Origin of the sequence: Amycolatopsis kentuckyensis, assembly GCF_041679295.1 — a bacterium.
Taxonomy (GTDB): domain Bacteria; phylum Actinomycetota; class Actinomycetes; order Mycobacteriales; family Pseudonocardiaceae; genus Amycolatopsis; species Amycolatopsis kentuckyensis_A.
This window is the reverse complement of record NZ_JBGDMD010000012.1, coordinates 295378-307027: the sequence shown is the minus strand read 5'-3', so window position 1 is coordinate 307027 and position 11650 is coordinate 295378. Positions and strand designations below refer to the sequence as shown.

10 protein-coding genes are annotated in these 11650 nt (G+C 72.7%); 6 read left to right on the top strand and 4 right to left on the bottom strand.

What is annotated here, in order from left to right; all coding sequences use genetic code 11:
• Window positions 1-74: 74 nt before the first annotated feature.
• From ACERZO_RS41715 to ACERZO_RS41695, 5 genes are all read left to right on the top strand, one after another.
• The gene (locus ACERZO_RS41715; protein WP_372671501.1) at window positions 75-1337 is read left to right on the top strand and encodes a GAF domain-containing protein; all 1263 of its coding nucleotides are present in this window, start codon (window positions 75-77) and stop codon (window positions 1335-1337) included.
• A 22-nt stretch (window positions 1338-1359) separates the two neighbouring features.
• Window positions 1360-2487, top strand: coding sequence for a sensor histidine kinase (locus ACERZO_RS41710; RefSeq protein ID WP_372671500.1), 1128 nt, complete (start codon window positions 1360-1362; stop codon window positions 2485-2487).
• Between the two features lie 107 nt (window positions 2488-2594).
• Window positions 2595-4016: a hypothetical protein gene (locus ACERZO_RS41705; RefSeq protein WP_372671499.1), complete on the top strand. Its 1422-nt coding sequence runs from the start codon at window positions 2595-2597 to the stop codon at window positions 4014-4016.
• Window positions 4013-4981 carry a glutamate ABC transporter substrate-binding protein gene (locus tag ACERZO_RS41700; protein WP_372671498.1) on the top strand — a complete coding sequence of 323 codons (969 nt, stop codon included), beginning with the start codon at window positions 4013-4015 and terminating at the stop codon, window positions 4979-4981. Before ACERZO_RS41705 ends, ACERZO_RS41700 begins: the two co-directional genes overlap by 4 nt.
• 53 nt (window positions 4982-5034) lie before the next feature.
• Window positions 5035-7707 carry a serine/threonine-protein kinase gene (locus ACERZO_RS41695; protein WP_372671497.1) on the top strand — a complete coding sequence of 891 codons (2673 nt, stop codon included), beginning with the start codon at window positions 5035-5037 and terminating at the stop codon, window positions 7705-7707.
• On the opposite strand, the gene ACERZO_RS41690 is transcribed toward ACERZO_RS41695, so the two are convergent.
• A complete protein-coding gene (locus ACERZO_RS41690; RefSeq protein WP_372671496.1) occupies window positions 7704-8294 on the bottom strand; it encodes a PaaI family thioesterase in 591 nt (196 codons plus the stop codon). The genes ACERZO_RS41695 and ACERZO_RS41690 overlap by 4 nt on opposite strands.
• Window positions 8295-8532: 238 nt before the next feature.
• Here ACERZO_RS41690 and ACERZO_RS41685 point away from each other — a divergent pair, with 238 nt between their 5' ends.
• Window positions 8533-9867, top strand: a complete 1335-nt coding sequence (locus ACERZO_RS41685) for an MFS transporter (protein WP_372671539.1) — start codon at window positions 8533-8535, stop codon at window positions 9865-9867.
• A gap of 340 nt (window positions 9868-10207) precedes the next feature.
• Here the strand turns inward: ACERZO_RS41685 and ACERZO_RS41680 are convergent, their stop codons facing one another.
• Genes ACERZO_RS41680 through ACERZO_RS41670 form a run of 3 tightly spaced genes read right to left on the bottom strand, consistent with a single transcriptional unit; the run spans window position 10208 to window position 11539 of the window.
• Window positions 10208-10678 (bottom strand): hypothetical protein, encoded by a 471-nt coding sequence (locus ACERZO_RS41680; protein WP_372671495.1) that lies wholly within the window; start codon window positions 10676-10678, stop codon window positions 10208-10210.
• Window positions 10679-10683: 5 nt separating this feature from the next.
• Window positions 10684-11238: a SigE family RNA polymerase sigma factor gene (locus ACERZO_RS41675; protein WP_086675925.1), complete on the bottom strand. Its 555-nt coding sequence runs from the start codon at window positions 11236-11238 to the stop codon at window positions 10684-10686.
• A gap of 4 nt (window positions 11239-11242) precedes the next feature.
• On the bottom strand, window positions 11243-11539 hold the full coding sequence (locus ACERZO_RS41670) for a hypothetical protein (RefSeq protein ID WP_372671494.1): 297 nt from the start codon (window positions 11537-11539) through the stop codon (window positions 11243-11245).
• Window positions 11540-11650 lie beyond the last annotated feature (111 nt).

Here is an 11650-nt window from a genome sequence, read left to right as displayed (position 1 = left end):
TCGCAGAGATAGTCGCCACCTTCCGATCAGCGAACCGAAAAGGCAGACTGTGGCGGAGCGCAAGGAGTGGCGGTTTGGGGCAGCGAGACCTCGAGGCAGCGTTGCCGGCCGGGGCGGACCCCCGGCGGTACGCCCGTGTCCTCGCCCAGGTGCACGAAGCGGCCCTGTCGGGCAAGGAACTGCCCAGCAGGCCGCGACCGGTCGTCGACGCCTCCTGGCAGCGGATGCGCCGCCTCGGCATGGACCCCGACAGCCGCGCCGCCGCGCCCGTCCTGACCGTCGAACAGCTCGAAGCGCGCCGCCGCACCAGCGGGCTCGCCGAGGCGCTGCCGACGTTGCGCGGCGGCCTGACCAGCGTCGCCGAGCAGGCCGCGCACATCATGGTGATCGTCGACGCGGGCGGCCAGGTCCTCTGGCGCGACGGCAGCGCCGCGATCCGCCGCCGCGCCGACAGCCTCGGTTTCGTCGAAGGCGTCGACTGGCAGGAGGAAGCCGTCGGCACCAACGCGATCGGCACCGCGCTCGTCGCGCGCCGCCCGGTCCAGATGTACGCCGCCGAGCACTACGTCCGCTCGCACCACTCCTGGACGTGCGCCGCCGCGCCGCTGCACGACCCGCGCGACGGCAGGCTGCTCGGCGTCGTCGACCTCTCCGGCCCGGCCTCGACCGTCCACGCGACGACGTTGGCGCTGGTCGACGCCGTGACGCGGCTCGCGGAGTCCCAGCTGCGCACCACCCACCTCACCGACCTGGAACGCCTTCGCGGCTTCGCCGTCCCCGTGCTCGCGAAGGTCGGCGGGCGCGCCGTTGTCGCCGACGAACACGGCTGGGTCGCCGCGGCCGCCGGGCTCGCCCCGGTCGACCGGATCGCCCTGCCCGCGAACCTCGCGCCCGGCGGGGTCTGGCTGCCGGCCTACGGGCACTGCGCGGTCGAGCCCGTCCCCGGCGGCTGGCTGATCCGCCCCACCGAGACCGACGCCGCCCCGCCGACCCGCGTCGTCCTCGACGTCCGGTCGCCGCGTGCCCCCGAGCTCACCGTGGCCGGCGCGGCCGGGACGTGGACGCACCGGCTCAGCCCCCGCCACGCCGAGATGCTGTACGTCCTGGCCAGCCACCGCGACGGCCGCTCGGCGTCCGAGCTGTCCTCGGACCTCTTCGGCGACGCGAGCCGCGCGGTCACCGTCCGCGCCGAGATGTCCCGGCTGCGCCGCCACTTCGGCGGCATCCTCGGCGCCAAGCCCTACCGCTTCGCCGACGACGTCGAAGTGCTGGTCCGGCGGCCGCCGAGCCCCGAAGCCGTGCTGCCGCACTCGCTCGCCCCGGCCATCCGCGGCTGACCCCGCCCGGGAAGATGGGGCCGTGCCGAACCGCCCCCTGCTCCCGGACACCATCGCGCCGAGCTGGCTCGTGGTGCAGGTGCTCGGCACCCTCTTCGTCGCCGGAACGCTGGTCACCGCGCGTGAGCCGAACCCGTGGATCTGGACCGCGTACGGCGTCTCGAGCGCGTGCTGGCTCGGCTTCGTCGTGCTCGCGTCGCGGCGGCCGAAGACGGCGGCCGCGCTGCTCGCCGTGGCCAGCGCGCTGCCCGCGGCGCTCGTCGGCCGGGCCGCGGACTCCTCGGCGATCCTGATGGCCGTCATCCCGCTCGGCCGGCTCGCGGCGCTCACCACGGTCAGCGTCGGCGCGATCGTCGGAACCGGCCTGCTGGAGATGGTCCTCGCGGTGACGGCCCACCTGGTCGCCGGGCACTCCGCCGGCGCCGCGCTCGCCGACGCCGCCGTGATGCTGCTGCTCGTGCTCGTCGGCCTCAACCGGCGTCAGTACGAGGTCCAGGCGGGCCAGGCCGAGGCGCTGCTCGACCAAACCCGGCTCGCCCAAGCCGAACACGCGCGCGCCGCCGCGCTCGACGAACGCACCCGCATCGCCCGCGAGATCCACGACGTCCTGGCGCATTCCCTGGGCGCACTGGGGGTCCAGCTCGAACTGGCCGAAGCCCTGCTGACCGAACGGTCCGATGTGGACGGTGCGCTGCGGTCGGTCCGGCGCTCGCGCCGGCTGGCCGCCGACGGGCTGGCCGAAGCGCGCAACGCCGTCGCCGCGCTGCGCCGGGACGTCCCGCCGCTGGCCGAAGCCCTCGCCGCGGTAGCCGCCGAGCACGCCGCCAACCACCGCGTCGACGTCGGTTTCGAGGCGGAAGGCGAACCCAGGCCGCTGCCGTCCGCGGCGGTCGTCGCGCTGGTCGGCGTGGCGCGGGAAGCGCTGACGAACGCGGGCAAGCACGCGCCTGGCGAAGACGTCCGGATGCGGCTGGAGTACGCCCCGGAAGAGGTTCGGCTCGAGGTCCGCAACCCACGAAGTGAATTCACTCGGACGAGTGAAGGTTTCGGGCTGGCCGGCATGCGCGAACGGCTCGCCCTCGCCGATGGCACGCTGGAATCGGGAGCCGAGGACGGTTACTGGCGCGTACTCGCCGAGATCCGGGGCTGACGGCGCGCCTGGAGATCACGTGCTGGTGACGGCGGGCGGTGCCCGTGCCCGCGCGGAACGCCACTCGGCTACCTTCTCCGGGTAAGGCTTTCGGGGAGGAATCGGGGATGACCAGCACTGCGACGGCCCCGGGTCCCACGGCGCCCGCGCCGGGACCCCCACCGCCGTCGCCACCGGACGGCCGGGACCGCCCCGGGGGCCGCAGCGGCCTCCTCGGGCTGCTGGACCTGCCCGGTCAGGCGGTCCGCGCGATCATCCGGTCCGCCGCGACCACCCCCGGCCGGCTCACCGTCATCGCCGTGGCGCTGGTGCTGCTCGCGCTGGTCGCCGGCACGGTCGCGACGCTGTCGGTGCAGGACCGCGACGACACGATCAGCGGCGTCATCGATCACCGCGAGCCCCTGGCCGCCGCCGCGCAGCAGGTCTACAAGTCGCTCTCGGACGCCGACGCGACCGCGGCCAGCGCGTTCCTCTCCATCGGCACCGAGCCGCCCGAGCTGCGCTCCCGCTACGAGCGCGACATCGCCGAAGCCGGCGCCGCGCTCGCGAAGGCCGCCTCCGACTCCTCCGACGTCGCCGCCGCGGCCTCCCCGGTCGACGTCCTCAACCAGTCGCTGCCCGTCTACACCGGGCTCGTCGAGACCGCCCGCGCGAACAACCGCCTCGGCTACCCCGTCGGCGCCTCCTACCTGCGCGAAGCCTCCGAGCTGATGCGCGCGAAGATCCTGCCCGCCGCGCAGGACCTCTACCGCGTCGACACCGAGCGGCTGATCGAGGAGCAGGACACCTCCACCGGCTTCCCGTGGCTCGCCACGATCCTGATGGTCGCGCTGCTGGCCGCGCTCGTCGTCGCGCAGGTCTACCTGACCCGGCGGACCAACCGGGTGCTCAACGTCGGGCTGGTCGTCGCGACGGCCGCCGTCGTCGTGTCGCTGCTCTGGGGCTCGGTCGCGCTGATCGTGCAGGGCAGCCTGGTCGGCAGCGGCCAGGACGACGGCTCGCACCGCGTCGACGTGCTCGTCCGCGCGCGCATCGCCGCGCTGCAGGCCCGCGCCGACGAGACGCTGACGCTGGTCGCCCGCGGCGACGGCGCCGCGTACGAGAAGGACTTCGGCGCCAACGCCGCCCAGCTCGTCGGCCCCGACGGCCAGGGCGGCCTCCTCGGCGAAGCCCGCGGCCTGATCACCGACGGCGACGGTGCGAAGAAGGTCGCCGACGCGACCAAGGCAGCGCAGGACTGGCTGGCCGCGCACAAGCAGGTCCGGACCCAGGACGACTCCGGCCAGTACCAGGAAGCCGTCGACACCGCTGTGCTCGAGGACCGCAAGACCGGCTCGGCCCCGGCGTTCCGGCGGCTCGACGACAGCCTCCAGTCGGCGATCGACGTCGGCCGGCAGCAGTTCCTCGACGACACCCACAACGGCGACGCCGCCCTGACGCTGCTGGCGCCCGGCCTCGCCGTGCTCGCGGTGGTCGCCGCGGCGGGTGTCACCATGGGAATCCGGGAACGACTGAGGGAGTACCGGTGAGCAGGCGGGGGAACACGGTCCGGGCGGGCGTGCTGGCGGTCGTCGCGCTGCTCGCGGCGTCCTGCGGCAGTCCCGGGAAACCGGTCGACCCGGCCCCGGTGAGCAACGCCGCCTGGCCGCAGCCCGCGCACGTCGGCGGACCCGACGCGACCGCCGGCGGCGGCGCCGACACCAGCTGCAACCCGCTGGCCAGCCTCCCGCCGAACGGCACCATCGCCAGCGGCTCGACCATGGCGAAGATCAAGGAACGCGGCAAGCTGATCGCCGGCGTCGACCAGACCACCTACCTCTTCGGGTTCCGCAACCCGACCTCGGGCAACCTCGAGGGCTTCGACATCGACATGGTCAACGCGATCGCCCGCGCCCTCTTCGGCACCTCCGAGGGGCACGTCCAGTTCCGCGCGATCCCGTCGTCGCAGCGCGAGGACGTCCTGAAGGCGCACCAGGTCGACGTCGTGGTCCGGACCTACAGCATCACCTGCTCCCGCAAGAAGGACGTCGACTTCTCGTCCGTCTACTACCAGGCGGGGCAGCGGATCCTGGTCGCCAAGGAATCGAAGGCGGAGAAGCTGTCCGACCTGGCCGGCAAGCGGGTGTGCGCGGCCAAGAAGTCGACGTCGCTGGCGAAGATCGCGACCGACCCGGCGAAGGTCGTGCCGGTCTCGGTGGACAACTGGTCCGACTGCCTGGTGATGCTCCAGCAGGGCCAGGTCGCCGCGGTGTCGACCGACGACACGATCCTCGCCGGGATGGCCGCGCAGGACCCGACGCTGAAGGTCGTCGGCGAGCAGTTCACGCAGGAGAACTACGGCATCGGCATCCCCAAGGACAACGACGACATGGTCCGGTACGTCAACGCCGTGCTCGACGAAATCCGCGGTACCGGGGTCTGGCAGGACAGCTACCGGAAATGGGTGGAGCCGTCGCTCGGGCCGGCCTCGCCGCCGTCGCCGCAGTACCGGTGAGCGCGTCGCGACTAGGATTGGTTCCCGCAGGCCGGGGATCTGGGAGGTAAGCAGTGTCGGAGGAGCCGCGCCGTCCTCGGCACGCCGCGCCGGACGAGGAGCCGAAGCCGGCCGCGCCGAGCTGGCAGCCGCCGCCACCGGTGCGGTGGGAGACGCCGGAGCCGTCGATCTCGGGCCGCCTCGACGACGGCGCGCCGCCCGCGGGCTCCCGCGGCGAGGAAACCGTCATCCACGCGCCCGTCCGCCGGCCGCCGACGCCGCCGGGCGGCCACCCCGCGGCCGTCCGCGGGACGATCCCCGGTGCCGAGGACCCGACCCGGCCGCCGGGCAGCATCAACCCCGTCCTGCCGCCGGTCCAGGCCACGCAGGCGGTGGCGCCCCCGACGCAGGCCGTCCGCCCGGACCCGAACGCGCCGCAGCCGACGAGCGTGCTCGCCGCGCCCGCGCCGGAGACCCAGAGCATCATGCCGCCGGCACCGCGGCCGGACCACGGCCCGGACACACCGCTGCCGGACCCGGGCACCGAAAGCGTGCTGCCCGAACGCAGCAGCGAAGGCCGGCACACCGGAACCGGAACGGGCAGCGGTTCGGGCTCGGTGTCCGGCTCCGGCTCGTTCCCCGGCACTTCGCGGCGGACGTCGTCGCGGACCTCACGCTCCCGCCGAGGCCGCCTCGGCGCCGGGCTCGTCGAGGTCCCGCCGGTCCCCGCGCGCGACCCGGCGTCGGCGGTGCTGACGAACCCGGTGGTGTCGGAGGAAAAACGCTTCTGCGGCAACTGCAGCGCCAAGGTCGGCCGCGGCAAGGACGGCAAACCCGGTGCGCCGGAAGGGAAGTGCGAGAACTGCGGCACGCCGTTCTCGTTCCTCCCGAAGCTGCAGCCGCACGAGCTCGTCGGCGGCCAGTACGAAGTGCTCGGCGCGATCGCCTACGGCGGGCTCGGCTGGATCTACCTGGCGCAGGACCACAACGTCAGCGACCGCTGGGTCGTCCTCAAAGGACTGATCGACACCGGTGACCAGACGGCGATGGCGGCCGCGGCCAACGAACAGCGGTTCCTCGCCGAGGTCGAGCACCCGAACATCGTCAAGATCCACAACTTCGTGCAGCACCCGGACGCCCACAGCGGGACGACCGTCGGCTACATCGTCATGGAGTACGTCGGCGGCCAGTCGCTGCGGCAGCTCGCGCTGGCCCACCACCGCGAAAGCCGCCGCCCGGAACCGCTGCCGATCGGCCAGGTCATCGCGTACGGGCTGGAGATCCTGCCCGCGCTCGGCTACCTGCACAGCCAGAACCTGCTCTACTGCGACCTCAAGCCCGACAACGTGATCCAGACCAACGAGCAGCTCAAGCTGATCGACCTGGGCGCGGTCCGGCGGATGGACGACTACGAGAGCCCGCTGTTCTTCACCACCGGCTACAGCGCGCCGGAGCTGGCGAAGCAGGGCGCGTCGGTGGCGTCGGACCTGTTCACCGTCGGGCGCACGCTCGCCGTGCTCAGCTTCGAGTTCACCGGCTACACCACCAAGTTCAAGACGACGCTGCCCGGCCCGGACGCGGTCCCGTTGTTCGCGCTCTTCGGCTCCTACTACCGGTTCCTGCGTCGCGCGACGCACGCCGACCCGGACCGCCGGTTCCTCTCCGCCGAGGAGATGGGCGACCAGCTGACCGGCGTGCTGCGCGAGATCATGGCGCTCGGCACCGGCAAGCCGCGGCCTGGCGCGTCGACGGTGTTCGGCCCGGAGAGCCGCACCTTCGGCGTGCAGCTGGTGGTGCCGGAAGCCGGCCAGAGCGTGCCGCTGCCCGGCTCCGACGAGGTCGTCGCCGGCCTGCCCATCCCGCAGGTCGACACCGACGACCCGGCGGCGGGCGTGCTCGCCACGACGACCGCACTCGACCCGCGCGGCGCCATCGAGGCACTGGCCGGCGCGCCACGGGAGTCGATCGAGGTGCGGCTGCGGATCGTGCGCGCCCGGATCGAGCTGGGCGAGCTCGCCGAAGCGCAGCGGCAGCTGCAGGCGGCGCAGTACCTGGCGATCAAGAACGGCTTCCCGCACGACTGGCGGATCGACTGGTACCGCGGCCTGATCGAGCTGGCCGGCGGCCGCTCGCGCGTCGCGCAGGTCGCGTTCGAATCGGTCTACGACGACCTGCCGGGCGAGATCGCGCCGAAGCTCGCGCTGGGCATCAGCGCCGAGGGGGTCGGCGACTACTTCGCCGCGGCGCGCTTCTACGAGCTGGTCTGGCGGACCGACCGCACGTACGTCAGCGCGGCGTTCGGCCTCGCGCGGGTGTACCTCGCGCAGGGCGCGCGCAACAGCGCGGTCGAGGTGCTCGAGACGGTCCCGCCGTCCTCGACCCACTACGTCGACGCGCAGGTCGCGGCCATCAAGATCAAGACGACGGCGACCAAGGCCAACGGCCGCGAGACCCCGGTGACCGAGCACGACCTGCTGGACGCGTCGTCCCGGCTGGAACGGCTCCGGCTCGACCTCGAGCGCCAGACGCGGCTGTCCGCGGGCGTGCTCGAAGCCGCGCACGACTGGATCAAACAGGGCAAACCGACCCCGGGCGCGCGGGTGCTGGGGTGCTCGCTGGAGGAGCGGGAGCTGCGGTTCGGGCTGGAACGCTGCTACCGCGCCCTGGCCCGGCTGGCGAGCACGGTCGACGAGCGCGTCAAGCTCGTGGACCGCGCCAACGCCATCCGGCCGCGGACCCTGACCTAGGGGTTGATCTCCCAGTCGCGCTCCTGGCGCTGGCGGTTCTTCTCGTGCTGCGCCGCCAGCTTTTCCAGCGCTTCCGGGTCGCCGTGGGTGCTGAAGTGCTCGAACCCGACCACGATGAACAGCGCCCGGGCGCTCACCGCGATCGGGCCGTCCTCGGCGTCCAGGCGGCCGTCGGCGCTCACGTAGATCTTGCGGCCCGCGATGCCGTCCAGGCGGGCCTCGATGAACAGCGTCGAGCCCACCGGGACCGGACGGCGGAAGTCCGTCTCGAGCTTGCCCGTGACCGCCGGGCGGCGCATCAGGTTGCCGACCGTCGAGCCGAGCGCCTCGTCGAACGCGCAGGCCAGCAGCCCGCCGTGGGCCAGCCCGGGCGCGCCCTGGTGGGCCGCCGTCACGGTGAACCGCGAGTGGATCACCTGGCCCTCGCCGACCGTCGAACGCAGGTGCAGGCCCGCGTCGGCCTCGTCGCCGCAGCCGAAGCACTCGCCGAAGTGCACGCCGAGCTCGGTGCCCGGCGCCGGCGCCTTCGGGTGCGGGACGGCCGGCTCCACCGGCACCGGCGGCCAGGGTTGAGAAACACGACTCATGCGCTGACGTTAACTCGCCGGTAGCGGCTCGCCGCGCGCGACCCGGCGGCGTGAGCAGGCAACGCATATCTCTCAGTAGCCGGAAAGTTCCCCACCGTAGAAGATTCGCGGCTCAGGCTGCCGAGCGCGGAGAGCCGGTCAAGACTGGGCTGATGAGCTCGAACGGCCCAATGGGCACTGCACGGAGGAGGTCGTCGCCGGCATGAGCGAACCAGCAGCAACGACGGGCAAACCGTCAGTGGACGAGAGAACCGTCAAGCGCGCCGTGTGGGCGTCCGCCATGGGCAACGCCACCGAGTGGTACGACTACGGCGTCTTCACCTCGGGAGCCATCGCCACCAGCATCGGGACGCTCTTCTTCCCCGGTGAAGGCAACGCCGTCCTGAAGTCGCTCGCGCTGCTCGCGGTCGGGTTCATCGTGCGGCCGTTCGGCGGGGCGTTCTTCGGGCCGCTCGGCGACAAGATCGGCCGCAAGCGCGTCCTCGCCATCACGATCCTGCTGATGTCCGGCTGCACGTTCCTCGTCGGCGTCCTGCCGACGTACGCCGGCGGCTACAGCATGGGCATCGCGGCGCCGATCGCGATCCTGTTGCTCCGGATCATCCAGGGCTTCTCCACCGGCGGTGAGTACGGCGGAGCGGCGACGTTCATCGCCGAGTACTCGCCGACGAAACGCCGTGGCTTCTTCGGCAGCTTCCTCGAGCTCGGCACGCTCGCCGGGTACGTCCTCGGCAACCTCGTGGTGCTGTCGGTGACGCTGTCCCTGACGGCCGACCAAGTCGACGCCTGGGGCTGGCGGATCCCCTTCTTCGTCGCACTGCCGCTCGGCCTGATCGGGCTCTACCTGCGGAACAAGCTCGAGGACACCCCCGAGTTCCGCCGGATGGAAGCCGCCGGCGAGGCCCCGAAGAAGGCGCCGCTCAAGGAGATCTTCGTCCGCAACTGGCGGATGATCCTCAACCTGATCGGCATCGTGCTGCTGCTGAACGTCGCGGACTACCTGCTGCTGACCACGATGCCGACGTACTTCACCGACACGCTGAAGATCAACGACAACACCTCGACGTTGATCATCATCGCGGTGGAAATCATCCAGATGGCGATCATCATCCCGCTCGGCGCGCTGTCCGACCGGATCGGGCGAAAACCCCTGTTGCTCACCGCGGCCATCGGGTTCCTGGTGCTGAGCTGGCCGTGCCTGAAGCTGATGCAGTCCGGCAGCATCCTGTGGCTGTTCGTCGGCTTCCTGGTCGTGGCGATCCTGCTGGTCTTCATGCTGGCCGTGATCGGCTCGACGTTCCCGGCGATGTTCCCGACGCGGGTGCGCTACGGCTCGTTCGCGATCGGCTACAACATCTCGACGTCGCTGTTCGGCGGCACGTGCGGGGTCATCGTGACGGCGCTGATCAAGAGCACCGGCAACGAGGACTGGCCGGCGTACTACCTGATGGCGGCGGCGCTGATCGCGATCATCCCGATCATCAAGATCCCGGAGACGTCGCAGGTGCCGATGGAACAAATCGACACCGAAGACAGCGGCGGCAAGCTGGCCTCCGCGGCCGCTCAGCGCTGAGTGGTCACCGGATAGCCGTGTGCCCCGCCCGGATCACCGGGCGGGGCACACGTGCGCCGTGGGTCAGTTCGCTTCGCTGCGAGGAGTGAAGCGCTTGCGGGACCAAGCGGCGAGCGCACCCGCAGCCACGACAGCGATTCCGGTTTCGACGATCAGTGCGGCGAGCACCATGTGCTTCCTCCTCGGGTTCTCGGGCCGGCGGCGAAGCGCCCGGCTGAGCAGTTCCTGCGGTGTCCGATCGGAACACCACAGGGCATATCGCCCCGACGCGGGCGGGTATTTCGTCAGAAACCCACATCGCGGCGGTGATCTGCGGCACAGGGCCTGAGCTGCGGAAACGTCAGCGGGACGTGGTCGCCGACGGTGCGTCCGTCTCGGTCGGCCCCGACGAAGGCCGGCTGCTGACCGGCACGGACCGCTGCGTGGTCCGGCCCGCCGCCGACGGCGGCTGCGGAGCCCGCGTGGCGCGCGAGGGCGTGCGGCTCGGCTCGGCCGCCGGCGGCGCGACCGACGTCGCCGGCGCGACCTCGGGCGACGGCGGCACCGAGGGGGCGCTGGTGCCGATCGTGGACAGCACGGGACCGGCGGGTTCCACCGGCTCCGGCGGCCCCGCGCGGTGACCGGCCAGGAAACCGGCCACCGCCAGGACGACCGCCGTCGCGGCCGAGGTGCCCGCGACGGCGAAGCGCTTGCGTCGTCGCCGGACCCGGCCGCCGCGCTCGATCACGTCGGCGGCTTCGAGGCGCATCGGCGGCGTCGGGCCACCGGCCGCGCCGGTCAGGAACGCGCGGACGTCGTCTTCGGAGTCCATGTTCGTCACCTCCCCTCCGTGGTCGCGCTGAACGTCAGCGCACCGTAGTGCGGGCCGAGCCGGTTGCGCAGCGTCGCCAGGCCGCGTGAGGCCTGGCTCTTCACCGTGCCGGTGCTGCAGCCGAGGGCCTTCGCCGTCTCCTCGACGCTCAGGTCCTCGAAGTACCGCAGCACCAGCACGGCGCGCTGCTTGGGGGCCAGTACGGCCAGGGCCTGCCGGACCAGTTCGTCCTGGTCGCCGGCGGCCGGTTCCGCCGGGAGCTCCGGCGGGGTGTCGGTGAGCCGCTCCCGCTTCCACCTGCTGCGCCGGTGCTCGGCGAGGAACGTGCGCAGCACGACCTTGCGGGCGTAGGCGTCCAAGGCGTCGTGGCGCGACAGCCTCGGCCAGGCGAGGTAGAGCTTGAGCAGCGCGGCCTGCGTGAGGTCCTCCGCCTGGTGCCAATCCCCGCAGAGCAGGAAGGCGGTGGAGCGCAGGCTGTGCGCGCGCTCGCCGAAGTACCGGGCGAACTCGCCGTCCCACGGCGAGCCCGGCCCGGTCGACGGACGGGAGCGGGAGATCACCTGGTTACCGGGCCACCCCGATGGCCGGCAGGTGGAGGTCACCGGTCGGGCCGGCCGGCACGGCACGGGGGACGCGCGGGGCCGGTCCGGTGCGGGCGGGCCGGGTCGTCTCGCGCGGCGCGGGCGCGGCGGACGGCGCCTGCGGGGCGCGGGTGACCGTCGGGACCGCGGACGGCGCCTCGGTCGGCCGGACGCTGGTCGGCGGCGCCGGCTGCGCCTGGCCGGCCAGGGCGATGCCACCGGACAGGGCACCACCGGCGAGCACGAGCGCGCCGAGGGTCAGGGCGATGCGGATACGCAAGACAGCTCCTCATTCTCGCGGGCGCGACCGGGATCGTCGCGCCTCTGCCCGTAGTCATGCGGTGGGTGCGCACCGGGGTTGCACCGAGTTTTCCCGGATAACGCGAACGGC

Bases quoted from the DNA above. Each gene is read 5' to 3' on its own strand.
- ACERZO_RS41705 (WP_372671499.1), top strand. From the start codon at position 2,595: ATGACCAGCACTGCGACGGCCCCGGGTCCCACGGCGCCCGCGCCGGGA.
- ACERZO_RS41690 (WP_372671496.1), bottom strand. From the start codon at position 8,294: ATGAGTCGTGTTTCTCAACCCTGGCCGCCGGTGCCGGTGGAGCCGGCC.
- ACERZO_RS41680 (WP_372671495.1), bottom strand. From the start codon at position 10,678: ATGGACTCCGAAGACGACGTCCGCGCGTTCCTGACCGGCGCGGCCGGT.